Here is a 24,033-nt window from a genome sequence, read left to right on the forward strand (position 1 = left end):
TATCGATAGATGCGAAGTCTTTAGCTACACCGCCGTAAACTTTAGCAAGAGTAGTACAGATAGCTGCAGTTAGAGTTGTTTTACCGTGGTCAACGTGGCCGATAGTACCAACGTTAACGTGCGGTTTAGTACGTTCAAATTTTTCTTTAGACACAATCGTGTTCCTTCCTAGTTATGATTCGCCGTGATCATTATTGATCTCGACGCGCCAGAAATTGTTATTTTATGCGCCAACGTCTGTTAGCGCAATATTTCGACGGCTTGATCTAGCAAAAAGTCGTAAACTTTTTTAGCTCAATCGTCTATTAGTAACCACGGTCTGCAATGATTTTATCTGCGAAGTTTTTCGGTACTTCAGCGTACTCGTTAAACTCCATAGAGTAAGACGCACGGCCTTGAGTTGCAGAACGTAGGTCCGTTGCGTAACCAAACATCTCAGATAGTGGTACTTGAGCGCGGATGATCTTAATACCAGCCACACCATCGTCCATACCTTCGATCATACCGCGACGGCGGTTAAGGTCACCAACAACATCACCCATCCAATCTTCAGGAGTAGTTACTTCAACATTCATCATTGGCTCAAGAAGAACAGGCTGTGCTTCTAATGAACCCTTCTTGAATGCCATCGAGCCAGCGATTTTAAACGCCATCTCGTTAGAGTCAACATCGTGGTAAGAACCATCAAACAGAGTGGCTTTAATATCTAATACAGGATAACCCGCTAGAACACCGCTGTTCATTTGCTCTTCGATACCTTTCGCTACCGAGTTGATGTATTCCTTAGGAACAACACCACCCACAATTTCGTCAACAAAGACAAAACCTTCGCCAGGTTCAGATGGCTCCAGTTTGATCCATACGTGACCATACTGACCACGACCACCAGATTGACGTACAAATTTACCTTCAACTTCCGCGTTGCCACGGATTGTTTCACGGTACGCAACCTGAGGTTTACCAACATTACAGTCAACGCTGAATTCACGTTTCATACGATCAACGATAATATCTAGGTGAAGCTCACCCATACCAGAGATCAGTGTCTGACCTGTTTCGTCGTCCGTTTCTACGCGGAATGATGGATCTTCTGCCGCTAGTTTACCTAGTGCAATACCCATCTTCTCTTGATCGGCAACAGAGCGAGGCTCTACCGCGATCTGAATTACCGGATCAGGGAACTCCATGCGCTCTAGAATCACTTTGTGGTTCTGGTCACATAGCGTGTCACCTGTTGTAACGTCTTTCAGACCGATAGCAGCTGCGATATCACCAGCGCGAACTTCTTTAACTTCTTCACGCTTGTTCGCATGCATCTGTACGATACGACCGAAACGCTCTTTCTTGTCTTTTACTGAGTTGTAAACTGCATCACCTGAGTTCACAACACCTGAGTAAACGCGCATGAAAGTTAGCGTGCCCACGAATGGGTCAGTCGCGATCTTGAATGCTAGTGCTGAGAACGGTTCGTTGTCGTCTGCGTGACGCTCAACTTCGTTCTCTCTTTCGTCGATGCCTTTAATTGCAGGAACATCAACTGGCGACGGCAAGAATTCGATCACTGCGTCTAGTACTGCTTGAACACCTTTGTTTTTGAACGCACTACCACAAGTAGCCAGTACGATTTCGTTGTTTAGTGTACGAGTACGTAGAGCTTGTTTGATCTCAGCTTCAGACAGTTCACCCTCTTCAAGGTACTTGTCCATTAGCTCTTCAGTTGCTTCCGCTGCCGCTTCAACTAGGTTGTTGCGCCATTCTTCAGCAAGCTCTTGCATGTCTGCTGGAATTTCGTCGTATGTGAACGACATGCCTTGGTCGGCTTCATTCCAGTTGATCATTTTCATCTTGATAAGGTCGATAACACCACGGAAATCATCTTCTGCACCAACGTTCAGTTGGATTGGAACAGGATTCGCACCAAGACGGTTTTTAATTTGGTCCACAACGCGTAGGAAGTCTGCACCTGCACGGTCCATCTTGTTTACAAATACCATACGTGGAACGTGGTACTTGTCAGCTTGACGCCATACAGTTTCAGACTGAGGTTCAACACCAGATGAACCACAGAACACAACAACTGCACCATCAAGTACGCGCAGAGAACGCTCTACTTCGATAGTAAAGTCAACGTGTCCAGGGGTATCAATGATATTTACGCGGTGCTCTTGGAATTGTGCTTCCATACCACGCCAGAAAGTAGTAGTTGCAGCTGAAGTGATAGTGATACCACGTTCCTGCTCCTGCTCCATCCAGTCCATGGTTGCTGCGCCATCGTGAACTTCACCGATTTTATGAGACAGACCAGTGTAGAACAAAATACGTTCAGTAGTGGTTGTTTTACCAGCATCTACGTGAGCACAGATACCGATATTACGGTAGCGCTCAATAGGAGTTTTGCGAGCCACGATTGAATCCTCTTAACTTAGAGATAGGGACTATTGCTATAGCTAAAAATGCTATCCCCTAGATATAGCAATAGTTCCTAGCATAGGCATAGGAACTAAAGAAGTGCTGCAAGGAACCTTGCAGCACTGAAAAGGTATTACCAACGGTAATGTGCGAACGCTTTGTTTGCGTCAGCCATGCGGTGAACGTCTTCACGTTTCTTAACCGCAGTACCTTTGTTCTCAGACGCGTCTAGCATTTCAGCAGCTAGGCGTTGAGCCATAGATTTTTCACCACGCTTACGCGCAGCTTCAACCAACCAACGCATAGCAAGTGCGTTACGGCGAACCGGACGAACTTCTACAGGTACTTGGTAAGTTGAACCACCTACACGGCGAGATTTAACTTCTACCGCTGGGCGAACATTTTCAAGAGCTTCTTCAAAAATAGCTAAGTGGTCTTTACCAGACTTTTCAGCCATAGAATCTAGTGCAGTGTAAACAATTTTCTCTGCAGTAGATTTTTTACCGTCAACCATTAGGATGTTAACGAATTTTGCCAGCAGTTCAGATTTGAACTTTGGATCTGGAAGGATCTTACGCTGACCAATGACGCGACGACGTGGCATGGATTTTCTCCGTTGTCTTCTTCAGGTTTTATCCAAAACTTTTCAGTTTTTTCAAAAAATTAAAAATAATTTAGTGTTTGGCCTTACTTAACGGAATCCATTAAGACTTAGGACGCTTCACACCGTACTTAGAACGACCTTGTTTACGGTCGTTAACGCCAGCACAGTCAAGTGCACCGCGAACAGTGTGGTAACGTACACCCGGAAGGTCTTTTACACGACCGCCACGGATTAGTACAACACTGTGCTCTTGAAGGTTGTGCCCTTCACCGCCGATGTACGATGTAACTTCGAAGCCGTTTGTCAGACGTACACGACAAACTTTACGAAGTGCTGAGTTAGGTTTTTTAGGTGTAGTTGTGTAAACACGAGTACATACACCACGTTTTTGTGGGCACGCTTCTAGTGCAGGCACGTTGCTTTTAACAACTTGCTTTGCACGTGGCTTACGTACCAACTGGTTAATAGTTGCCATTAACTAGCTCCTGATTTACTTGAAAGTAAGCTTTGTGAAAAATCTATCCCTAACGACTCTTGGCAGTTAGGGACGCAAAATTCTATGCAGCAGTGAGAGGTGTGTCAAGAAATATACGGATCTTTTTTGTTCAATTAGGGTAATTCGTCCGTAAAGCTCAATCGACAGGAATAAAGGGCTAATCCCAAGTCAGAGATTTCGCCTGTTTTGTCGTGAGTTCGACAAAACCTGAATAGTTTATAACGGTAATAGACGGGCTTATACGATTGGTGATTCCGCGAGCTTCGATATCACTCTGTAAAGCAAACACAGCGGGGCCTTTTACCTTTGCAAATGCTTTATGTTGAGGGTTAGCGGCATAAACCGCCTCTTCAATCAGCAAGACATCATCTTGCTCACTGTACAGTGCCATTGCATCGTCTAATGCTGCTACGGATTTGATGATATGTAACATGGCTTCCTCAGAATGACAGCAGTTTGCTAGCTTGTTGCAGTTTAGCTTTGAGTTGCTCGGTATTTAGAGACTCGGCATCAATGACTAAATCGGCTTGAGCCAAGCCACGCTCGGCAAGCGAACCAGCACAAACAAACACTTGCTCAATATCGTACAAGTCGAACAGCTTTAGCATTGGTGCGTAGTCTTTGCTTAAGATGCCATTTGGCTCCTGTCCAAGCAGTAACTGGTAGACACCATCACCAACAAATAAGACGGTGATGTCTTCACAGTACGCCGACGCCGCTAGCAGCGCATCCACACCTTCACGCCCCGCATTACTACCATGAGGTGCGCTACGAAATAGGTAAGTTAACTGACTCAAAACTGCACCACTCTATCTTGCGTTAACATAGCTTCGGCTAAGCTGCCCAAACCAGCTTGTTCGAACCCTGTCGCTAGGTTGTTCTGCTCAAGACCATGTTGATTGGCTTCATCTTCGCTGATGATACCGCGACGTAAAGCCGCTGCCACACACGTTTCCAAACGAACATCGTGTTGCTGTGCGAGTGATTGCCATGCTTTAGCTAGGTCAAACTCATCATTGGCGGGCACGCTCAGAGCTGTACCATTGGTGACGCCGTCTTGATAAAAGAACACACTCACTAGAGTGTGTTCTTGTTCAATGACTGCTTTAGCAAATTGGTATGCACTGCGTGCCGATTGGCTGCCGTAAACCGGACCGTTCACCACTAGCGTGTAAGTTAATCCACTCACGCTTATTCGTCCTCAGTTTTACGCTGACGAATATAAAGGTAAACCGTATGCTTAGAAATGTTTAGACGATCGGCAACGCGGTTGATGGCGTCTTTAATATCGAAGATACCTTTATCGTACAATTCCATGACGATCTGACGGTTTTTCGTATTGTTCGATACCGATTTGTCTGCATTGATTTCTTCAATCGTGCGCTCAACGGTTTGATCGACAAGTTCTTCAACATCGCTGGCGAAGTTTACTGAAGACGCCGCCTCTTTTGCTTCTTGTGTCGGCATAAAAGATTGCAGCACTTGGGAGAACGGCGCATCAAGGTTGACGTTAATACAAAGCAGGCCAATCACTCGGTTTTCACCATTGCGGATAGCAACGGTGATCGACTTCATGAGTACACCACCTTTTGCACGGGTGAAGTACGAACGTGAGAAGTTACGTTCAGAGCCTTCAATGTCTTTCAACATCTTTAGCGCTAAGTCGGTAATCGGAGAACCGACCTGACGGCCAGTGTTTTCACCATTGGCGATTTTGATTGCAGAAGTATTGAGATCTTCAAGAGAGTGAAGAACGATCTCACAAAAGGGACCAATCAAACTGGCGATGCCGTCCACGACCGCTTCGTAAGATCTCAAGATGATTTTATCGTGCTCAGAAAATGGCATCACGTTGACAGATTCCATTTCGAGCAACATCTCCGCATTTATTGTTTCTGTAGTTGTCATAAGCCTTCGAGCGAAAAATCAACAAATTGGTGTAAGTTTATCAGAAAATTTGAAAGGCAACCTAGCAAACTCATCAACTAGTGACCTAGAACAAAAAAGGCCCGTAAAACGGGCCTTTTTTCATCGAGTTATCGCTGTCTGTTATTACTTAGCAGCTTGATCGTTCTCAACTTTTAGTAGTTCAACTTCGAATACAAGCGTTGAGTTAGCTGGGATGCTTGGTGTGTCTTGATCACCGTATGCTAGCTCTGGCGGGATAACAAATTTGAACTTAGAGCCTACAGGCATTAGCTGAACACCTTCAGTCCAACCAGGGATAACGCGGTTTAGTGGGAACGTTGCTGGCTCACCACGATCGTAAGAACTGTCGAACTGAGTACCGTCGATCAGAGTACCTTTGTAGTGTACTTGAACCGTATCAGTGTCTTTTGGCTTCTCACCTTCAGCAGGCGTGATTACTTGGTAAAGTAGGCCAGAATCTGTCTTAACTACGCCTTCTTGCTTTTCGAACTCAGCACGGAAGTCATCACCTGCTTTCTTCGCTTCAGCCGCTTTTTCAGCGGCTTGCTTTTGCATCTTCTCAGCAACACGCTTATCTAGAGACTCTAGAGCAGCACGAGTTTCTTCCTCGTTTAGCGCAGCTTTGTCTTTGAATACGTCTTCGATACCTTTAAGAACTAGGTCTTTGTTTAGGTCGATACCGATTTCGCTTGGCTTATCGATACTCGTGCTCAGGTAGTTAGCAAATGAAACACCGATCGCGTACGCCGCTTTGTCATCGTCGGTTTTAAAGTGAACTGCTTTACCAGTTTCTGCTTGAACTTGTTCTGCTTGAGGTGCTGCTTCTGGTTTTGTTTCTTCTTTTTGACAACCTACCGCTAGCATTACTGTTGCAGCAAGTAGCGACACTTTTAAAACTGATTTCATTAAATTCTCCCAATAATGGCTTAGCCACTGGTTGTTGTGCACAAATCTTCGATGAGACTAGTGAAGACAATCGTTATACCAATATACTAGCTATATGTCTTAAGACACAAACCGGATTATTAGATGTGATGCAAAGAATTTCTCATTTATTCCTATATTTAATTGTCATCACCACGTTAAATGGATGCTTTTTTACCGATCATGACGTTCAACGTTGGTCACTCGAACCACAAGGTTCCACCAGCTTTGCGCTCAGTCGAGATGGCCGATTTGCACTGCTGTACTCCAAAGAGCACCAGTTGGTTCTTTGGGATTTGGAGCAAAACAAACAACTCGCAAAGCTGGGTGAACTCGATCAAGCTGCGAATGTGGTCTCCCATATTCGCATTTCGGACAATGGCCGCTATGCCGTCACTGCAAGCCAAATGAACTTCGCTGTGTGGGATCTCGGATGGACTCAAGCCGAAGGACTTTGGTCTATCGATGACGCGCTGATTCGAGACGTTGATATCACCAGTAACGGAGAACAAGTGTTGCTTGGCTTGTCCAACGGTAAAGCGATTCACGTCAACTTAGTCACTGGTCGCAGGCTAGAGTTCCTTGCACACCAAGAAAAAGTCAATTCCGTGGCGATATCTCCCAATGGCCGCTTCGCCTTAACGGGCGGTAATGACTACAAAGCGTATCTGTGGGATACCGAAACCGGGCTAGTATTGCGCAGCTTTGAACACGAACAACGCGTGGTCAGAGTCGCGCTTCAACGGGATGGGAAACTGGCCATGACGTCCGATGGCGGTAATCAAGCCATCATCTGGGACTTAGAAACTGGAGAAGAAGTGACACAGCTAAGCAGTTGGTCTCGTCAGTTGATCTTCTCGACGGCTCGATTCTCAGACGATGGCAGCTTGTTAGTTACAGGAACGCCTTCAGGGCGCGTGATGGTATGGGATACTCACACGGGAAAACGAGTCGATAGATTTGAAGTCGAGCCGAAAAAAGATACTCGCCCTCCTCGTGCGGTCGTGTATGATGCAGCCTTTGATTCCAAGCAACGTATAATTACTGCCACTTCTGCGGGCATTGCCCAAGCTTGGCAGCTAGAGAACGGATCATGACAGAAAAACTTATTCAGCAATTGGAAGCTCGCATTAATGACTTAGAGTGTCAGCTTGCGTTCCAAGAACAGACGATTGAAGATCTGAACGGTGCCTTGTCACAGCAGCAACTGCAAATCACCAAGATGCTCGATCAGATGAAATACGTGGTAGGTAAAGTGAAGAATATGGATTCGTCGAATTTGGCCGATCCATCAGAAGAAACACCACCACCGCACTACTGATTCATCCGAATCCTAGTGCAGTAAATAACACAAAGCCCAGACTCTTATCTGGGCTTTGTTGTCTTTGAGAAAGCGAATCGCTACTCGTCAGAGTAAATGTTTACGCTCAACTCACCTTGAGTGTTGATCCCAGCTCGATACATACCAGAACTGTTCATCGCAAAGTGCAACTCACCTTGTGCATCGATGGCAATTAGACCGCCCTCTCCGCCCATCTCTTTAAGTTCACCTTGGATGATATGTTCACAAGCCGTGTGGACGTTTTCTTGCAAATAACGCATGCGCGCTGCGACATCTTCCGCCACTCGTTTACGGATAAAGAACTCGCCGACACCTGTAGTGGAAACCGCTACAACACCATTCTCTGCCACCGTGCCGCACCCAATCAGAGCGGAATCGCCCACGCGACCGTATTTCTTGTTGGTCACACCGCCAGTGCTGGTTGCTGCCGCTAAGTTGCCTTGTTGGTCCAATGCAACCGCACCAACCGTACCGTGTTTACGGTCATCTGGGTAACGGGACTCGGAAAGAGCAAACAAGCCTTTCTCGCGCATAGAAATCAGTTGTTCATAGCGACGATCAGTGAAGAAGTAATCTTGCTCGGTGTACTCGTGGCCTTGTTCGAAAGCAAATTTCTCAGCGCCCTCGCCAACTAACAGCACATGGTTGCTGTTTTTCATTACATCACGAGCGAGCTCAATGGGATTCTTAATATGACGAACACCGGCAACAGCACCTGCCGCTTGGTTTCTACCATCCATTACAGAGGCGTCCATTTCTACCATTTCAGTATGAGTAAGAACCGAGCCTTTGCCTGCATTGAAATTAGGGGAGTCTTCTAGCACTTTTACCGCAGCAACGACCGCATCTAAGGCTTCACCACCTTTTGTTAAGATTTGATGACCCGCTTTCACCGCAGCTTCTAAATCCGTCAAAATGGATTGTTGCAGTTCATCGCTCATCTGTGCCCGCAAAATGGTACCTGCACCACCGTGAATGGCAATCGAGAAAGGTTTCGTCATCGCTTTGTCCAACTGTTATTCCTTGTATGATTTGCACTACACCCCAGATAAACAAAAAGCGCAAGTTGAAACCTCAACTTGCGCTTTTAAAAGCTTGTTCTAGATAATGCTATCTAGAGGAAGAGCGTGCGATTAGTGAGAACCGCAACCGCCGCCGCCACAGCATTCGTGGTCGTCAGCTTTTTCTTCGCCACCGCAGCAGCCGCCTTCGTGGTCATGGTCGTGACCGCCACAACAACCGCCACCTTGGTGGATGTGACCGTGTTCGATCTCTTCAGCTGTTGCTTCACGAGTAGCCATAACTTCAACTTCGAAAGTTAGTGTTTGGCCAGCTAGCATGTGGTTGCCGTCTACAACAACTTCGTCGCCATCAACTTCAGTCACTTCTACAGGGATTGGACCTTGGTCAGTGTCTGCTAGGAAACGCATGCCAACTTCGATTTGCTCAACGCCTTGGAATACGTCAGCAGGAACGCGCTGTACTAGAGCGTCGTTGTGATCGCCGTAAGCATCTTCAGGAGCTACTGTTACTGAAAACTTGTCGCCAGCCACTTTACCTTCTAGCTCTTTCTCAAGGCCAGTGATTAGGTTGTTGTGACCGTGTAGGTAATCAAGAGGCGCGTCAGCTGTTGATTGATCAACAACAACACCGTCTTCCATCATTACTTTGTATGCAAGGCTTGCAACAACGTTCTTTTCAATTTTCATACTAACTCCAGGGAGATTAACTGACTTAACCAAAATGGGGTTAAGTACCGAGATGGTAGTATTATGGGGATCAATTAACGAAGTTCAATTACTCAGGCTTAAAAATCCCGATCATTTCTTGTTCTGAGTGTTTATTTTTTTCTACAGATTGCGGTTTACGCTGCTCGGTGTAATCACAATCTACACATTCAACTAACTCGATATTGTTCTCAATCCACCAGCGCAACGTATCTTGCTGGCTACACTGCGGGCAGCTTGCACCCGCGATAAAACGTTTCTTGGCTTTCACTTTTGTTCCTTTTCCCGCTTAATGCCGTGCGGGTACTACTTCCAATGATTTGGCGACTGTTGATCGCTTTCCATTTCGCGACCGAAGATTTCTTCTAGTTCTTTGCGTGCCTCTTTCGAGCGTTGAGCAAGTTCTTTATCCTCATTATGCTGAGGCAATAAGTCTTTGAGCATAGCATTATCTAGTTTACGAAAATGTGCTTCTGCCCGCTTTGCTTGATACGGATGCATGCCTAGTTCTACGAGCGCTTGGCGACCTAGATCTAATGCGCCCAAAAAGGTTTCACGCGAGTAGTTTTGCACACCGTGATTCATTAACTGATAAGCTTCCACACGGCTGCGTGCACGCGCAAGGATCTTCAAATTCGGGAAGTACTCACGACAAATGTCGACAATCGCCATCACTTCGTCAGGTGAATCCGTACAGATCACTAAGGCTTCAGCTTTATCCGCACCTGCGGCACGTAACAAATCAATCTGAGTCGCATCACCGTAAAACACCTTATAGCCGTATTTACGCAGCAAGTGGATTTGGCTCGCATCACTTTCTAGCACCGTGACTTTGATCTTGTTGGCATACATCAAGCGCCCGACAATCTGACCAAAACGACCAAAACCTGCGATGATCACTCGTGGTCGACGATCAACAACATTGGTCGTCACGCTCTCTTCTTCTTGATTGAGCGTGTGAGCAAACCACTTCTTTTGCCCCATGAGCAACAGCGGCGTCGTCACCATCGACAAACTCACCACAACCAATAAGAAGGAAACTTGCTCTTTGGTTAAGATCCCTTCTTGGCTTGCCGCGGTGAAAATCACAAACGCAAACTCACCACCTTGGCTCAAAATCGCCGCCATACGACTACGCGACTTTGCTCGAACTCGGGCAGTACGCGCCAGAACATAGAGCACCAAGCCTTTCACGGTGACCAAAGCAACCACAGAACCTAATATCGCCCACGGTTGCAATGCTAATAACCCTAGGTTCACCGCCATACCAACAGCGATAAAGAACAAGCCAAGTAGCAGACCTTTAAAAGGTTCTATCGCGATTTCCAGCTCATGACGATATTCACTTTCCGCCAGCAGTACGCCCGCTAAGAAAGTACCGAGTGCCATCGACAGCCCCAGCTTTTGCATAGCGACAGAAATGCCAAGTACCACTAGAAGAGCAGCAACGGTGAAAAGTTCACGTACACCACTCATCACGACAAAACGAAATAAAGGGCGCAGTAAAAAGTGACCACCTATCAATAAACCGATCACCGAGGCTAACACCCACAAGGCATCCAGCCAATCACCGCCACTGGTGCCACCAGCGAGTAATGGCAACATTGCAAGCATTGGGATTACAGCAATATCTTGGAATAACAGTACCGCAAAGCCCGATTGTCCGGTTTCCGTTCCGGCTTGTCCTTGCTCTTCTATCACTTTTAGTGCAATCGCGGTGGATGAGAGTGCTAATCCCATGCCGATCACTAAGCTCACTTGCATGCTCAAACCAAACAGGCTGACGATGCTGCCAATCACGGCAGTCGTCACAATGACTTGAGCCCCCCCAAGTCCAAGTATTGGTCCACGCATTTGCCATAGTTTTTTGGGGTTTAACTCCAAGCCAATTAAGAACAGCAGCAACACCACCCCAAGTTCAGCAAAGTGGAGAATCGCATCCACATCACTGATCAAACCCAGTCCCCAAGGACCAATTAAAACACCAGCAATCAGGTAGCCAAGCACGGAGCCCAAACCAAGTCGCTGAGCAATCGGCACTGCTACGACGGCAGCAGAAAGGAATACCACGCTGCTTTGAAGAAACTCACTGGTTATCGCCATGATGACCTCCTTGTACTCCCCACTCATTCAAAGGGTTGTTCAGCCATTGACGATATTGTTCCGCATGCTGATAACGCTCAATATCCGAGACATTACGTGACCAGTACAACACCAGAGGTTCCATCCAGTGCATTTGACAAAGAGCAGCGGTTAACTCGAAAGGTTGTAAGATCTGTTCTAATGGATATTTGTTATACCCAAGTGGGCTAAAGGCATCTTCTTTGCCTCCCGTGGTGATAACACTACGCCAATATTTACCTTCAAGTGCACAGCCATCACCAAACGCAAACCCTTTACCTAGCACGCGATCTAACCACTCTTTTAGTAGCGCAGGGCAAGAATACATATAGAGGGGATGATGAAAAACGATCACATCGTGCGTCATCAACAGGTCGTGTTCGTAATTCACATCAATAAAGAAATCAGGATACGCACCATAAAGATCATGCACAGTGACGTGATCAAGTGATTGAATTTTTTTTATCATCACTTGATTGGCAATGGAGTTTTGCGGCTCAGGGTGAGCATAAATCACCAGAACTCTTGGGGGATAAGACGCTGCAACAGCCAAATGGTCGTCCTTGTTTTAATTTCTCAGGGAAAATTATCGTTATCAGTTTGTTATACTTTTTTGTATAGCATAATGCAATTAAAGGTCAGAGATCGACTTTTCCCGCCAATAGCCCTACTATTCACCGCGAGATAAATGACGAAGAAACGCGCGCTGCGCAAAGTGAACTAAAGCCCTATGATTACCTTTTCAGATATTCAGTTACTGCGTGGCGGTAAACCTCTTTTAGACCAAGCTTCTGCAACCATTCACCCTGGCGACAAAGTGGGTCTGGTTGGTAAAAACGGTTGCGGTAAATCGACTCTATTCGCACTCCTGAAAGACGAATTGTCGATTGACGCTGGCTCATTCAGTCAACCGCAACATTGGGAATTGGCATGGGTAGCGCAGGAAACTCCCGCACTAGACCGCAGCGCAATTGAATACGTCATTGATGGTGATCGAGAGTTTCGCGGTCTTGAGCAACAACTGATGATTGCCGAAGAAAAAGACAACGGTACGTTGGTTGCAGAGATCCACGGAAAAATTGAAACCATTGGTGGTTACAGTATTCGCGCGCGTGCAGCCGAACTGCTTGACGGTCTGGGCTTTAGCCAAGAACAAATGAGCTGGAATCTGACTCAGTTCTCAGGTGGCTGGCGTATGCGCCTCAACTTGGCTCAAGCGCTATTGTGTCGTTCAGACCTACTGTTACTTGACGAACCAACCAACCACTTGGACTTAGATGCAGTAATGTGGCTGGAACGTTGGTTACAAAACTATCCAGGCACATTGGTTCTTATCTCGCACGACCGTGACTTTTTGGATCCAATTGTTGGTCGTATTATTCACATCGAAAACCAGCAGCTAAACGAATACACAGGCAACTACTCGTCGTTTGAAAATCAGCGTGCGCAAAAAATGGTGTTGCAACAAGCCATGTTCGAGAAGCAACAGAAACAGATGTCGCACATGCAAAGCTACATCGACCGCTTCCGTTACAAAGCATCTAAAGCCCGCCAAGCCCAAAGCCGCATCAAGGCTCTAGAACGTATGGAAAAAGTGCTGCCAGCACAGTTCGATAACCCGTTTAACTTTCAATTCCGCGAGCCAGCGGCTTTGCCCAACCCAATCATGATGATGGATGAGGTATCGGCAGGTTACGGTGACAACCTGATCTTAGAAAAGATCCGCTTGAATCTGGTCCCAGGCAGTCGTATTGGTCTACTTGGTCGTAACGGCGCAGGTAAATCAACCTTGATCAAACTGTTGTCTGGTGAGCTAAAAGCGCAAGGCGGCGATCTCACATACTCACAAGGCGTGAAGATCGGTTACTTCGCGCAGCACCAACTAGAAACACTGCACCCAGAAGAAACGCCACTACAACACATGATGCAGATTGCACCAGACCAAACTGAACAACAACTGCGTGATTACTTAGGTAGCTTTGGCTTCCAAGGTGATAAAGCACTGGAAAAAGTCGCACCATTCTCTGGAGGTGAAAAAGCGCGTTTAGTATTGGCATTAGTTGTGTGGCAAAAACCCAACCTATTGCTACTCGATGAACCAACAAACCACCTAGATTTGGACATGCGCCAAGCATTGACCATGGCACTGCAAACCTTTGAAGGTGCGATGGTCATTGTTTCGCACGACCGTTACTTGCTGCGCGCAACAACGGACGACTTGTATCTGGTACATGACCGCCAAGTCGCACCATTTGATGGTGACCTCAATGACTACTACAAGTGGCTAACAGAGCAACAAAGAGCCGAGCGTAAAGAAGCACAAGCGGCACAACCAGAGAAAGACAACAACAACAGCGCTGCGGCAAAAAAAGAGCAGAAGCGACGTGACGCAGAATTTCGCAAACAGACAGCGCCAATTCGCAAAACCCTGACACAGTTAGAAAATAAAATGGATAAGTTAGGCGAAGCATTGGCATCAGCAGAAGAGCAATTATCGGATAACTCTCTGTATGAAGCAGAAAACAAGGCTAAACTTAATGAAGTGTTGGCACTTCAAGCGTCGAGTAAATCTGAGCTTGAAGACGTAGAGATGGAATGGATGTCTGCTCAAGAAACGTTAGAGCAGATGGAGCTAGAGTTTAATCAATGACAAAAGAGCACGCAGAATACACTCTCACCCTAGAACACCTTTGGCAGTTCAGTCTGCAATTTTATGGTGTGCGAGAAGTGAAGGAAGCGTGCTTATCGTTGCAAAATAACTATCACGGCAATGTGAATCTACTACTGCTGCTCAGATGGCTCGATGAGCAGCAAGTCATTTTCCAAGAACAGGACTGGCATTTAGTCCAAGGTTGCCTTGGTCGAAGCGAAACCCTTCTGCACTCCTACCGTGAGTTACGTCGCCATCTAAAATCGCAAGTCAACGATGCCCTTTATCGCGAAGCACTACAGTTCGAACTGCAGTTAGAAAAACAGCAACAATCCGACCTCGTTGACTGCGTCAACTCATTAAAATTAGTCAGTAACGATGGCGATCCATTAACGCTAAGATATTGTCGGCAGCTCGGTGGTGAACACCTTCAACAAGCGTTTTCCCTTCCAGTTCCAAAAATTCAGCATCCATAAATCAGTCATAAACCAGTAAAATATCTATACTAAAGCTATAAAGGATTATATTAATAAGTTCTTCAGCGAACATTGAAGGACCATATAAGAGCAGTTAGGTATGACACAATTTTTCGCAGCCGCCGGGATTAAGAACCCGCACCTTCAGACGCTATTACCGCGCTTTATTCGCAAGAAAGCGCTGTTTACGCCTATTTGGCAAACACTCGATACACCGGATGGTGACTTCCTCGATTTGGCGTGGTCCCAGCAGCCAGATTCCGAAGCTGCACGCAACAAACCAATCTTCGTCCTCTTTCATGGCTTGGAAGGCTGCTTCTACAGCCCGTATGCGAACGGTTTGATGAACGCCTTCTCTAAATCGGGTTGGCTTTCAGTGATGATGCACTTTCGTGGTTGCAGTGGTAAGCCAAACAAGAAAGCCCGCGCCTATCATTCTGGCGAAGTAACGGATGCTCGTTTCTTTCTTGAGCAGCTCAATCAGCAGTTCCCCAACAATCCAAAAATCGCAGTAGGGATCTCCCTCGGCGGTAACATGCTGGCGAACTATTTAGCTAAGTACAAAGGTGACCCGATCTTGAGTGCCGCGACGATTGTCTCTGCACCGCTTGATTTAGCGGCATGTGCCAATCGTATTGAGCAAGGCTTCTCGAAGGTCTATCGACGTTACTTACTCTCTTCACTAAAGCGTAATGCACTGCAAAAGCATGACTTAATCCAAGGCGAACTCGCACTGTCGTATAACTCGATCAAACGTGTGACTCGCTTGTATGAGTTCGACGACTTGATCACAGCCCCTCTGCATGGCTTTAAAGACGCACAAGATTATTACGATCAATGTTCTGGCTTAAGCAAGCTGCAACAGATCACTCTACCGACGCTGATAATCCACGCAAAAGACGATCCGTTTATGACGGAAGAAGTGATCCCGAAATTTGTGTTGCCAGATAACATCGATTACCGACTTTATGAGCATGGGGGGCATGTGGGTTTTCTTACGGGAACCGCTCTCAAACCAAAGTTTTGGTTAGAAGAAGCCCTACCTGCTTATTACGAAAGTATCGCTGCGGAGTACCTTTCTGCTGTATCCGTGCCACGAACACAGTAAACTACTTAGGCGCGCCAGACTCCAACCCAAGGCGCGCTTAAACATCATAAAAGTTTGAGGTATTTATGGTCATCCCTTGGCAAGACATCGCGCCAGAAACGCTGGAAAATTTGATTCGTGAATTCGTACTACGTGAAGGCACCGACTATGGCTCGGTCGAAGTTTCACTGCAAAGTAAAATCGATCAGGTCAAATACCAATTAGAAAAAGGTGAAGCACTCATCGTCTTTTCTGAACTACATGAAACAGTAGATATTCAATTAAAAGCAAAGTTTTAGACCCTTCACATTTTACCGTATCCCACTCGATGACAAGGGTTTGTTACGTGCTATAGTGGGTTATCGACCGTGCAGCATACGCATGCTGCACTTTACAGGTAAGTAATTTTCGACAAGGTTTGTCATGTCAGCTAAACATCCAATCATTGCGGTTACTGGTTCATCCGGTGCCGGTACCACCACCACATCTGAAGCCTTCCGCAAGATGTTCAATATGATGAACGTCAAACCTGCATGGGTCGAAGGCGATAGCTTTCACCGTTTTACTCGTCCAGAAATGGACGTCGAAATCCGTAAAGCCCGCGAGCAAGGCAAACACATCAGTTACTTTGGTCCACAAGCCAATGACTTTCCGGGGTTAGAAGAGTTCTTTCGTCAGTTTGGTGAAGATGGCACTGGCAGCGTGCGCCGTTATCTGCACACCTTTGATGAAGCGGTCCCATATAACCAAATGCCGGGCACCTTTACACCTTGGCAAGATCTGCCAGAAAACAGTGATGTCTTGTTCTACGAAGGCTTGCATGGTGGCGTGGTGGATGGCGATGTCAATGTGGCACGTCACGTCGACTTTCTAATTGGCATGGTGCCAATCGTCAACTTAGAATGGATTCAAAAGTTCGTTCGTGACACGCGCGATCGTGGTCACTCAAGAGAAGCGGTCATGGATTCGATCGTGCGCTCAATGGATGACTACCTAAACTACATCACCCCGCAGTTCTCTCGAACGCACATCAACTTTCAGCGTGTCCCAACGGTCGATACATCCAACCCACTCAATGCCAAAGGCATACCAAGTTTAGATGAGAGTTTTGTTGTCATACGCCTTCGCGGCATAAAGAATGTCGACTTTCCTTATTTACTGGCAATGATTGATGGCTCATTCATGTCTCGCCACAATACTATTGTGGTACCGGGCGGTAAGATGAGCTTTGCAATGGAGCTCATAGTAAGGCCGATTCTGCAGCAACTTATCGAAACAGGGAAAATTGGCTAAAAACCTTGCCATCGTAGTGTTTACTTTTCATACCGTGATCATGTGCACAGTTTTGCTTACAAAATCTCAATGATGGCACGATTAAAATCAAGAAATCGTTTTCGAAAAAGGATACTATTTCTAACCGAAACACAAGAGAGCTTGCAGCATATAAAAAGTGCTCTTATTCTAGTAGGCCAATTCAGGCTTAGCTAAAATATGGATAGCGCAAGCGTACCCTGCAGAGGAAGTGAGATATTATGGTTCTAGGTAAACCTCAAACCGACCCAACATTAGAGTGGTTTCTTTCACACTGTCATATTCATAAGTACCCATCAAAAAGCACGCTAATTCACGCGGGCGAAAAAGCAGAGACTTTGTACTACATCGTTAAAGGTTCTGTTGCGGTTCTTATCAAAGACGAAGAAGGTAAGGAAATGATCCTTTCTTACCTAAACCAGGGCGACTTCATTGGTGAACTTGGTCTATTCGAAGAAGACCAAGAGCGTACAGCTTGGGTTCGCGCTAAATCTCCTTGTGAAGTGGCTGAGATTTCTTTCAAGAAATTCCGTCAACTTATCCAAGTTAACCCAGACATCCTAATGCGTCTTTCTGCGCAAATGGCTCGTCGTCTACAAGTTACTAGCCAAAAAGTGGGTGACCTAGCGTTCCTAGACGTAACTGGTCGTATCGCTCAGACTCTTCTGAACCTTGCTAAACAGCCAGATGCGATGACGCACCCAGACGGCATGCAAATCAAGATCACTCGTCAAGAAATCGGCCAAATCGTTGGCTGTTCTCGTGAGACAGTAGGTCGTATCTTGAAGATGCTAGAAGAGCAGAACCTAATTTCTGCGCACGGTAAAACTATCGTTGTTTACGGGACTCGTTAATCTCGATTAACGTTTAAAAAATTTAAAAGCCACCAAATGCAAGTTTGGTGGCTTTTTTGTTTTTTGGGAATCGGGAACGGAAAACAAAGAGCCGAGAATTGGGAACACTGCATTCCGAGATCGGACTTCATCCTCCGAGATATAGCCCTCTCAGATTCCGAGAGTTAAAACCTCCCGCAGCGAAGCATTCCGGCATCTAGAGGGCGTAGCCCGTTCTCGCCTCTTCTTTAACCGTTGGTGCTTTCGAAAATCTTATCTGCCGATGCAGCCACAAATCCTGGGTACAACTCACCGTTATCCATTGGATAGCGCTTAGCAAACTCGTAGAAGCCTCCAGGAATCACCTCAACGCCTTCAGTAAAGGTCACTGGCACTTTGTCTGCCATGGTCGATGACTGCTCTAGTAGCACCTCTGGCGTGCCTTTTACTTCACCGCCATTCTCGTTGATGGTGAAGCCAGCAGTGCGTAGGTAGTCGTTCACTTGCTTCACTTCTTGATGCTGGTTGAGTTGATTAACGCTCACTGTGAAGTGGTTAGCTCCGTAACCGTGCGCAGCAAGCCAAGAAGCGTATTCACTCTCTTTCGCCAAGGTTTGGAAGTCAGCATAGCTGAGGTTCCACAAACGTCCGCCGTATAAGAAGTCACTGCCTGTCAGTTTAGAAGCATCAACCTGCTCTACCAATTTATGAACAATGGCTTGTAGCTCTGGTGAGCACTCATCCACTTTCAACTCACTGATGAAGACTTTTGGTTGTTTTGGATCTGGGTGCTCAAAATGTTTTGCTACCAGCTTTTTGCTTTCAAATACGTAGTCACCACAGGCTTTGTAGCCCACCGCCAAGAATGGCTTCGCTAACGTTTCAATGCCTAGGGGATCGACATTAAACGTACGTAGAGCAATATGGTCATTAATCAGAGGCTCATCTTCTTGAAGAAGTTGATGGACTTTAGCAGCGGAAGGACAAAGACGTTTAATGTAATCTTGCCATAGCGATTCAAATAACACATCGGGCGTCATAACGACTCCTTGTTATGCAATGTAGAGTTAGGGGTAAGAGAAGTTGACCGCTCGTTCACAGCCCGGAGGCTGTCCAGAATCACGAACGAGCGGTCATCAACCTGTGACGGTATGTGTGGCATAAGTGCCAGTCAGTCAACACGCACTGGAGAGTCTTAAGCTCGCCTTTGGCGTTTGCCAGCGCGCTTACCAGAATCCTAACTTGGTAAATAGCTCCGGCAGAGAGAAGCGGCGATACTTTGTCACCGCTTCGTTTTTCTCTATTACAGGTTTACACCCGGACTCAATGTGGCAGGCAAGACCGTCTCTTGTCCTTCCATTGATGCCATTGGATACGCACAGTAGTCTGCTGCGTAGTAAGCACTTGGACGTAGGTTGCCCGACGCACCCGGACCACCAAATGGTGCGTCACCACTTGCGCCCGTTAGCTGGCGGTTGCGGTTCACGATGCCGGCACGAATGTGGTCCACGAAGTATTCCCACTCTTGGTCGTCGGTTGAAACCAGACCCGCAGAAAGGCCAAAGCGTGTATCGTTAGCCAGTTCTACCGCTTTCTCTAGCCCTTCGTAGCGCACAACTTGCAGAAGTGGACCGAAGTACTCTTCATCTGGCAGTTCAGCAATGTTCGTCACATCAATAATTCCTGGAGAAACAAATGCCGCTTCGCCTGCTTTCGCTTCAATCAAGCTTTCTCCACCAAGTGCTTGTAGGTTTGCTTGTGCATCCAGAATGAATTTAGCTGCCGCGACCGAAATCTGTGGTCCCATAAATGGCGCAGGTTCTGCAAATGGTTGGCCGACTCTAATATTGAGTGTCGCTTCCACCAGCTTAGTAATGACGGCATCACCCTTGTCGCCAAATGGAATGTAAAGACGACGTGCACAAGTACAGCGCTGACCTGCACTGATAAAAGCCGATTGGATGATGGTATAAACCGTCGCATCTAGGTCGCCGTAGTTATCCGAGATAACCATCGGGTTATTGCCACCCATTTCAAGCGCCAGCATTTTGCCCGGCTGACCAGCAAACTGACGATGCAAAACATGACCTGTGTTTGCACTACCGGTGAACAGCACTCCATCAATGCCTTTCGCATCCGCAAGCGCAATGCCAGTTTCTTTCGCACCTTGGACTAGGTTAATCACACCTTTTGGTAGACCGACCTCTTCCCACAGCTTCATAGCGAGTTCACCCGTCCATGGCGTTTGCTCAGACGGTTTAAAGACAACGGTGTTACCAGCCAGTAGTGCTGGCACGATGTGACCATTTGGCAAGTGACCTGGGAAGTTATAAGGACCGAATACCGCCATCACACCCAGTGGGCGGTGGCGCAATACAATTTGGTTGCCTGCGGCTTCACGTGCAGCTTCACCCGTACGGTCATGGTAAGCACGGATGGAAATCGCAATTTTACCTGCCATTGCTGCCGCTTCGGTGCGTGTTTCCCAAATCGGCTTACCGGTTTCTTTGGCAATCACTTCGGCGATTTTTTCGCTGTGCTCTTTTACTTTTTCAGCAAAAGCCAACACGATCGCTTCTCGCTCTGCAAATGGGCGCTTCTTCCAATCAACAAACGCTTCACGTGCCGCCGAAACCGCTTGGTTCACTTGTTCTGCCGTTGCACCGTTGCCTTGCCATATCACTTCTTGGTTGTACGGCGACAGAGACGTAAATCCTTCACCCTGACCTTGTACCCATTCACCTGCAATCCAATGTGTCATTGTTTCTATCCTTAAATTCTGTCGTCAGTTACTGCGGAAGAAGGCGAACAAAATCCCCTTCCTCAACCAAAAGCGCATCAGCAAGTTCAGGAGCCAATACAACGCTTTGCGTTTCAGCGTCGTAAGCCGCTTTTGCAGCTGCAGCACGGAAGTTCTCGAATGATGAGTTACACATCAAGAAGTCTTGAGTACTGGTATGCTCAGAGATTTTGACTTGGGCACGGAACGAGTGACGTACCGATTCGATATTGCGTAGATCACACTCCACCGTTGGGCCACCATCGAAGATGTCGACGTAACCACGGTTAGTAAAACCTTCGCGCTCAAGCAGCTTCAGAGCAGGACGCGTGTTATCGTGCACCTTACCTATTACGGCTTGTGCTTCTGGGCTTAGCAAGTTGATGTAGATTGGCAATTTCGGCATCAAATCAGCGATAAAACCTTTCTTACCGATACCGGTTAGATAATCCGCAAGCGTGAAATCGATAGAGAAGAAATGCTCTTGAAGCCATTGCCAGAATGGTGAGTTGCCCTGATCATCAGAAACACCACGCATTTCAGCAAAGATAGTTTCCGAGAAGCGTTCTGGGTGCTCTGCCATCATTAAGAAACGACACTTAGACATCAGACGCCCGTTCAAGCCACCACGGAATTTCTCGCGTAGGAACAAGGTACAGATTTCGCTGTTACCCGTGTAGTTGTTACCAAACGTCAGCAGCTTAACCACGTTGTTTACGCCAAGCTTTGGTGACGAGTGCACCACTTTACTGATGTGGTAAGAATAAAAAGGCACATCCCAGCCGATTGAAGCTTCAATACCTGTGGTACCTGCGACTTCACCAGTTTCAGATTCAAAGCCCACCATTAGGTAGCCTTCATCACCGGCTTCGTTCACGTCAGGTTTGCCAAAACTGTACTCTGAATGTTTAATTCGATTGGTTAACAGTTCTTCGTTAACCGGTAGAGATGTAAACCCATGACCAGACTCAACCGCACAGGTGTGCAGCGCGTCATAATCCGACATTGCGATAGGGCGAACTACTAGCATCAATACTCCCTCCAGATGCAAGAAGATCCTAACTATATTGTAGGAACAATACCCCCATCAGAGATCCTTGATGGGGGTTTCTAGGTTGACGATAAATGGGGACCGCGCTTAGACCAGTGTTGCGATCGCTTTATCTAGCTTCGCCAAACCTTCTTCGATTTCTTGTTGTGTGATAACGAGTGATGGTGTGAAACGTACGACATTGGCACCCGCAACCAATACCATGAGACCTTGTTTACCCGCAGCAACCAGTACGTCACGCGCACGACCTTGCCACTCTTCGTTCAGTGCAGCACCAAGCAGTAGACCTTTACCGCGCACTTCAGAGAAGATGTTGTATTTCGCGTTGATCTTATCTAGACCCTCACGGAACATCGCTTCACGCTCTAGTACACCAGCCAGTACTTCTGGTTTAGTCACTTCATTAACGACCGCTTCGGCAACGGCACATGCTAGCGGGTTACCGCCGTAAGTCGAACCGTGCGTACCGACTTTCATGTGTTCAGACAGTTTCTCTGTCGTCAGCATGGCACCGATAGGGAAACCACCGCCTAATGATTTCGCAGTGCTTAGGATGTCTGGCGTAATGCCTAGACCTTGGTATGCGTAGAAGTGACCAGTACGACCGTTACCTGTTTGAACTTCATCGAAGATCAGTAGTGCGTTGTGCTTGTCACACAGCTCGCGAACCGCTTGAGCGAATTCAGGTGTTGGTGGAATGATGCCGCCCTCACCTTGTAGAGGCTCCATCATCACCGCACAAGTGCGATCAGACATATGTGCTTGCAGCGCTTCGATATCATTGTAAGGGAGGTGCGTTACGTCGCCTGGTTTAGGACCGAAACCGTCAGAGTAAGCCGCTTGGCCGCCTACCGTTACGGTGAAGAAAGTACGACCGTGGAAACCTTGTTTGAATGCGATGATTTCAGATTTCTCAGTGCCATGAACGTCTGCTGCATAACGGCGCGCCAGCTTCAGTGCTGCTTCGTTCGCTTCTGCGCCAGAGTTAGCAAAGAACACGCGCTCGGCAAAGCTCACTTCTGTTAGCTTCTTCGCCAGTCGAAGTGCAGGCTCGTTAGTCATAACATTACTTAGATGCCAAAGCTTGTTACCTTGCTCAGTCAATGCGTTCACCATAACTGGGTGACAATGACCAAGACAGCTCACCGCAATACCACCAGCAAAGTCGATGTATTCATTTCCGTTCTGATCCCAAATACGTGAACCTTCACCTTTTACAGGAATCATTTCCATCGGGTTATAGCAAGGTACCATTACCTCATCGAATAAACCGCGCTCTACTTTGTTTTCCGTTGTCATTGCACATTCCTTCTTGATACCGCATGCCTAGCAGATAAGCGAATTTAACCAGCACTCTTTGCCAGCAAATAATGTTTTGCATTTAAGCTAATACGGCATTGTATTTACATTTGATTAACCATTTCAATAGTGATTTATTCTTTTCGTATGCGAGCGTAACACCTCATACTCACTATCTATGATTATTTATGCACCAAGAAACGCAAATAGAGAAGCGATTTTTTATAAAAACCATGCATGACAAGGTTCAGAAAGAAATGAGAAAAATGAATAGTCCCTACCTAATTGGCAGAACGCATAGTTTTGCATTCCCCTTCTCAGGCACAAAATATGAAGAATTTGTTAAGAAAAGTGATCGCGATCAGATCGTTTTACGCGCAAGAAAGTTTGCGAGTAGTTCGTGGCCTTGTTCTGTCTTAATTGACTCTGGATGAAACTGTACTGCATCAATTGGCAGGGTTTTATGCTGATAACCCATGATTTCATCCATGGTTCCGTCAGGCAACTCAGTCCATGCAGTCAATTCAAACACCTTTGGTAACGTACCGTTTTTCACCACAAGAGAGTGGTAGCGGGTTACCGTGAGCGGGTTATTGAGGTTTTTAAACACACTGCGACCATTGTGACGAATTGGGGATGTCTTACCGTGCATCACTTGTCGAGCACGTACCACTTCCCCTCCAAACACCTGTGCAATAGCCTGATGACCAAGGCAAACGCCCAAGATAGGTAACTTACCAGCAAAGTGCTCAATGGCTTGTAGAGAGATACCAGCTTCGTTAGGGGTACATGGCCCAGGAGAGATCACCAAATGAGTTGGGTTGAGCGCCTCAATGCCTTGGATATCGATTTCATCGTTACGCACCACCTTTACGTCTGCACCAAGTTCGCAGAAGTATTGGTAAAGGTTGTAGGTAAAAGAGTCGTAGTTATCGATGATCAACAACATAAAAGGTCGGTTGCTCCAATCCGTTTTGGCAATGCTTACGTGGTGA

The 24,033-nt window shown here is 46.7% G+C and carries 27 protein-coding genes; 8 read left to right on the plus strand and 19 right to left on the minus strand.

The annotated features are described in order from the left end of the window. The 9 genes from ATB76_RS27810 to fkpA form a co-directional block, all read right to left on the minus strand. Positions 1-154, minus strand: a 154-nt coding sequence (locus ATB76_RS27810) for a GTP-binding protein (RefSeq protein ID WP_240538059.1), incomplete at its 3' end; no start/stop codon positions are given. A gap of 151 nt (positions 155-305) precedes the next feature. Then, the gene (gene fusA / locus ATB76_RS25400) at positions 306-2,405 is read right to left on the minus strand and encodes an elongation factor G (RefSeq protein ID WP_038871960.1); all 2,100 of its coding nucleotides are present in this window, start codon (positions 2,403-2,405) and stop codon (positions 306-308) included. Positions 2,406-2,542: 137 nt separating this feature from the next. Beyond that, positions 2,543-3,013 (minus strand): 30S ribosomal protein S7, encoded by a 471-nt coding sequence (rpsG, locus tag ATB76_RS25405; protein WP_005438390.1) that lies wholly within the window; start codon positions 3,011-3,013, stop codon positions 2,543-2,545. 100 nt (positions 3,014-3,113) lie between these two features. Next, on the minus strand, positions 3,114-3,488 hold the full coding sequence (gene rpsL, locus ATB76_RS25410) for a 30S ribosomal protein S12 (protein WP_004399892.1): 375 nt from the start codon (positions 3,486-3,488) through the stop codon (positions 3,114-3,116). 178 nt (positions 3,489-3,666) lie between these two features. After that, the gene (gene tusB, locus ATB76_RS25415) at positions 3,667-3,942 is read right to left on the minus strand and encodes a sulfurtransferase complex subunit TusB (protein WP_038877285.1); all 276 of its coding nucleotides are present in this window, start codon (positions 3,940-3,942) and stop codon (positions 3,667-3,669) included. A 7-nt stretch (positions 3,943-3,949) separates the two neighbouring features. Next, positions 3,950-4,306 carry a sulfurtransferase complex subunit TusC gene (gene tusC / locus ATB76_RS25420; RefSeq protein WP_038877282.1) on the minus strand — a complete coding sequence of 119 codons (357 nt, stop codon included), beginning with the start codon at positions 4,304-4,306 and terminating at the stop codon, positions 3,950-3,952. Continuing rightward, positions 4,303-4,698, minus strand: a complete 396-nt coding sequence (gene tusD / locus ATB76_RS25425; protein ID WP_038877279.1) for a sulfurtransferase complex subunit TusD — start codon at positions 4,696-4,698, stop codon at positions 4,303-4,305. Before tusD ends, tusC begins: the two co-directional genes overlap by 4 nt. 2 nt (positions 4,699-4,700) lie before the next feature. Next, entirely contained in the window at positions 4,701-5,417 is a 717-nt protein-coding gene (locus tag ATB76_RS25430) for a transcriptional regulator (protein WP_038871970.1), read from the minus strand. 144 nt (positions 5,418-5,561) lie between these two features. Further along, on the minus strand, positions 5,562-6,344 hold the full coding sequence (gene fkpA / locus ATB76_RS25435) for an FKBP-type peptidyl-prolyl cis-trans isomerase (RefSeq protein WP_038871973.1): 783 nt from the start codon (positions 6,342-6,344) through the stop codon (positions 5,562-5,564). A 128-nt stretch (positions 6,345-6,472) separates the two neighbouring features. On the opposite strand from fkpA, the gene ATB76_RS25440 reads away from it, so the two are divergent. Together ATB76_RS25440 and ATB76_RS25445 are read left to right on the plus strand one after the other, a co-directional pair. Then, positions 6,473-7,459, plus strand: a complete 987-nt coding sequence (locus tag ATB76_RS25440) for a PQQ-binding-like beta-propeller repeat protein (RefSeq protein WP_038871975.1) — start codon at positions 6,473-6,475, stop codon at positions 7,457-7,459. Beyond that, on the plus strand, positions 7,456-7,683 hold the full coding sequence (locus ATB76_RS25445; RefSeq protein WP_005438375.1) for a SlyX family protein: 228 nt from the start codon (positions 7,456-7,458) through the stop codon (positions 7,681-7,683). Before ATB76_RS25440 ends, ATB76_RS25445 begins: the two co-directional genes overlap by 4 nt. 80 nt (positions 7,684-7,763) lie before the next feature. On the opposite strand, the gene ATB76_RS25450 is transcribed toward ATB76_RS25445, so the two are convergent. From ATB76_RS25450 to kefG, 5 genes are all read right to left on the minus strand, one after another. Then, positions 7,764-8,705, minus strand: a complete 942-nt coding sequence (locus ATB76_RS25450) for an isoaspartyl peptidase/L-asparaginase (protein ID WP_038872047.1) — start codon at positions 8,703-8,705, stop codon at positions 7,764-7,766. A 132-nt stretch (positions 8,706-8,837) separates the two neighbouring features. Beyond that, positions 8,838-9,413 carry a peptidylprolyl isomerase gene (slyD, locus tag ATB76_RS25455; protein ID WP_038871977.1) on the minus strand — a complete coding sequence of 192 codons (576 nt, stop codon included), beginning with the start codon at positions 9,411-9,413 and terminating at the stop codon, positions 8,838-8,840. Positions 9,414-9,501: 88 nt separating this feature from the next. Then, a complete protein-coding gene (locus ATB76_RS25460; protein WP_010443959.1) occupies positions 9,502-9,702 on the minus strand; it encodes a YheV family putative zinc ribbon protein in 201 nt (66 codons plus the stop codon). A gap of 35 nt (positions 9,703-9,737) precedes the next feature. Further along, positions 9,738-11,534: a glutathione-regulated potassium-efflux system protein KefB gene (gene kefB / locus ATB76_RS25465; protein WP_038871979.1), complete on the minus strand. Its 1,797-nt coding sequence runs from the start codon at positions 11,532-11,534 to the stop codon at positions 9,738-9,740. Beyond that, positions 11,518-12,105, minus strand: coding sequence for a glutathione-regulated potassium-efflux system ancillary protein KefG (gene kefG / locus ATB76_RS25470; protein WP_038877278.1), 588 nt, complete (start codon positions 12,103-12,105; stop codon positions 11,518-11,520). The genes kefB and kefG overlap by 17 nt, the downstream gene beginning before the upstream one ends. Positions 12,106-12,282: 177 nt before the next feature. On the opposite strand from kefG, the gene ATB76_RS25475 reads away from it, so the two are divergent. The 6 genes from ATB76_RS25475 to crp all read left to right on the plus strand — a co-directional run bounded on the left by ATB76_RS25475 (position 12,283) and on the right by crp (position 17,930). Continuing rightward, complete coding sequence (locus ATB76_RS25475; RefSeq protein WP_038871983.1) at positions 12,283-14,202, plus strand: ABC transporter ATP-binding protein; 1,920 nt, start codon at positions 12,283-12,285, stop codon at positions 14,200-14,202. Further along, the gene (locus ATB76_RS25480) at positions 14,199-14,678 is read left to right on the plus strand and encodes a TIGR02444 family protein (RefSeq protein WP_038871985.1); all 480 of its coding nucleotides are present in this window, start codon (positions 14,199-14,201) and stop codon (positions 14,676-14,678) included. The genes ATB76_RS25475 and ATB76_RS25480 overlap by 4 nt, the downstream gene beginning before the upstream one ends. Positions 14,679-14,778: 100 nt before the next feature. After that, complete coding sequence (locus ATB76_RS25485) at positions 14,779-15,786, plus strand: hydrolase (RefSeq protein ID WP_038871988.1); 1,008 nt, start codon at positions 14,779-14,781, stop codon at positions 15,784-15,786. Positions 15,787-15,851: 65 nt separating this feature from the next. Next, the gene (locus tag ATB76_RS25490) at positions 15,852-16,064 is read left to right on the plus strand and encodes a YheU family protein (protein ID WP_038877274.1); all 213 of its coding nucleotides are present in this window, start codon (positions 15,852-15,854) and stop codon (positions 16,062-16,064) included. 124 nt (positions 16,065-16,188) lie between these two features. Further along, positions 16,189-17,058, plus strand: a complete 870-nt coding sequence (locus ATB76_RS25495) for a phosphoribulokinase (RefSeq protein WP_005432770.1) — start codon at positions 16,189-16,191, stop codon at positions 17,056-17,058. A 239-nt stretch (positions 17,059-17,297) separates the two neighbouring features. After that, entirely contained in the window at positions 17,298-17,930 is a 633-nt protein-coding gene (gene crp, locus ATB76_RS25500) for a cAMP-activated global transcriptional regulator CRP (protein WP_005381432.1), read from the plus strand. Positions 17,931-18,157: 227 nt separating this feature from the next. On the opposite strand, the gene ATB76_RS25505 is transcribed toward crp, so the two are convergent. The 5 genes from ATB76_RS25505 to ATB76_RS25525 form a co-directional block, all read right to left on the minus strand. Then, positions 18,158-18,949: a DUF1338 domain-containing protein gene (locus ATB76_RS25505; protein WP_038877272.1), complete on the minus strand. Its 792-nt coding sequence runs from the start codon at positions 18,947-18,949 to the stop codon at positions 18,158-18,160. A gap of 263 nt (positions 18,950-19,212) precedes the next feature. Next, positions 19,213-20,670, minus strand: coding sequence for a succinylglutamate-semialdehyde dehydrogenase (astD, locus tag ATB76_RS25510; protein ID WP_038871996.1), 1,458 nt, complete (start codon positions 20,668-20,670; stop codon positions 19,213-19,215). 28 nt (positions 20,671-20,698) lie between these two features. Beyond that, on the minus strand, positions 20,699-21,718 hold the full coding sequence (astA, locus tag ATB76_RS25515; RefSeq protein WP_038871998.1) for an arginine N-succinyltransferase: 1,020 nt from the start codon (positions 21,716-21,718) through the stop codon (positions 20,699-20,701). Positions 21,719-21,826: 108 nt separating this feature from the next. Next, positions 21,827-23,038, minus strand: a complete 1,212-nt coding sequence (locus ATB76_RS25520) for an aspartate aminotransferase family protein (protein WP_038872001.1) — start codon at positions 23,036-23,038, stop codon at positions 21,827-21,829. Positions 23,039-23,399: 361 nt separating this feature from the next. Next, a complete protein-coding gene (locus ATB76_RS25525; RefSeq protein ID WP_038872003.1) occupies positions 23,400-23,987 on the minus strand; it encodes an aminodeoxychorismate/anthranilate synthase component II in 588 nt (195 codons plus the stop codon). Between the last annotated feature and the right edge of the window lie 46 nt (positions 23,988-24,033).

The organism is Vibrio sp. MOR3 (assembly GCF_001557775.1).
GTDB lineage: Bacteria > Pseudomonadota > Gammaproteobacteria > Enterobacterales > Vibrionaceae > Vibrio > Vibrio jasicida.

What these genes read in the sequence shown, in the direction of transcription:
- ATB76_RS25440 (WP_038871975.1), top strand. Translation starts at nt 6,473, where the DNA reads ATGCAAAGAATTTCTCATTTATTCCTATATTTAATTGTCATCACCACG.
- kefB (WP_038871979.1), bottom strand. Translation starts at nt 11,534, where the DNA reads ATGGCGATAACCAGTGAGTTTCTTCAAAGCAGCGTGGTATTCCTTTCT.
- ATB76_RS25525 (WP_038872003.1), bottom strand. Translation starts at nt 23,987, where the DNA reads ATGTTGTTGATCATCGATAACTACGACTCTTTTACCTACAACCTTTAC.
- tusB (WP_038877285.1), bottom strand. Translation starts at nt 3,942, where the DNA reads ATGTTACATATCATCAAATCCGTAGCAGCATTAGACGATGCAATGGCA.
- ATB76_RS25445 (WP_005438375.1), top strand. Translation starts at nt 7,456, where the DNA reads ATGACAGAAAAACTTATTCAGCAATTGGAAGCTCGCATTAATGACTTA.
- slyD (WP_038871977.1), bottom strand. Translation starts at nt 9,413, where the DNA reads ATGAAAATTGAAAAGAACGTTGTTGCAAGCCTTGCATACAAAGTAATG.
- ATB76_RS25450 (WP_038872047.1), bottom strand. Translation starts at nt 8,705, where the DNA reads ATGACGAAACCTTTCTCGATTGCCATTCACGGTGGTGCAGGTACCATT.
- rpsG (WP_005438390.1), bottom strand. Translation starts at nt 3,013, where the DNA reads ATGCCACGTCGTCGCGTCATTGGTCAGCGTAAGATCCTTCCAGATCCA.
- ATB76_RS25480 (WP_038871985.1), top strand. Translation starts at nt 14,199, where the DNA reads ATGACAAAAGAGCACGCAGAATACACTCTCACCCTAGAACACCTTTGG.
- astA (WP_038871998.1), bottom strand. Translation starts at nt 21,718, where the DNA reads ATGCTAGTAGTTCGCCCTATCGCAATGTCGGATTATGACGCGCTGCAC.
- ATB76_RS25485 (WP_038871988.1), top strand. Translation starts at nt 14,779, where the DNA reads ATGACACAATTTTTCGCAGCCGCCGGGATTAAGAACCCGCACCTTCAG.
- astD (WP_038871996.1), bottom strand. Translation starts at nt 20,670, where the DNA reads ATGACACATTGGATTGCAGGTGAATGGGTACAAGGTCAGGGTGAAGGA.
- ATB76_RS25430 (WP_038871970.1), bottom strand. Translation starts at nt 5,417, where the DNA reads ATGACAACTACAGAAACAATAAATGCGGAGATGTTGCTCGAAATGGAA.
- ATB76_RS25475 (WP_038871983.1), top strand. Translation starts at nt 12,283, where the DNA reads ATGATTACCTTTTCAGATATTCAGTTACTGCGTGGCGGTAAACCTCTT.
- rpsL (WP_004399892.1), bottom strand. Translation starts at nt 3,488, where the DNA reads ATGGCAACTATTAACCAGTTGGTACGTAAGCCACGTGCAAAGCAAGTT.
- fkpA (WP_038871973.1), bottom strand. Translation starts at nt 6,344, where the DNA reads ATGAAATCAGTTTTAAAAGTGTCGCTACTTGCTGCAACAGTAATGCTA.
- ATB76_RS25505 (WP_038877272.1), bottom strand. Translation starts at nt 18,949, where the DNA reads ATGACGCCCGATGTGTTATTTGAATCGCTATGGCAAGATTACATTAAA.
- ATB76_RS25520 (WP_038872001.1), bottom strand. Translation starts at nt 23,038, where the DNA reads ATGACAACGGAAAACAAAGTAGAGCGCGGTTTATTCGATGAGGTAATG.
- crp (WP_005381432.1), top strand. Translation starts at nt 17,298, where the DNA reads ATGGTTCTAGGTAAACCTCAAACCGACCCAACATTAGAGTGGTTTCTT.
- ATB76_RS25490 (WP_038877274.1), top strand. Translation starts at nt 15,852, where the DNA reads ATGGTCATCCCTTGGCAAGACATCGCGCCAGAAACGCTGGAAAATTTG.
- ATB76_RS25495 (WP_005432770.1), top strand. Translation starts at nt 16,189, where the DNA reads ATGTCAGCTAAACATCCAATCATTGCGGTTACTGGTTCATCCGGTGCC.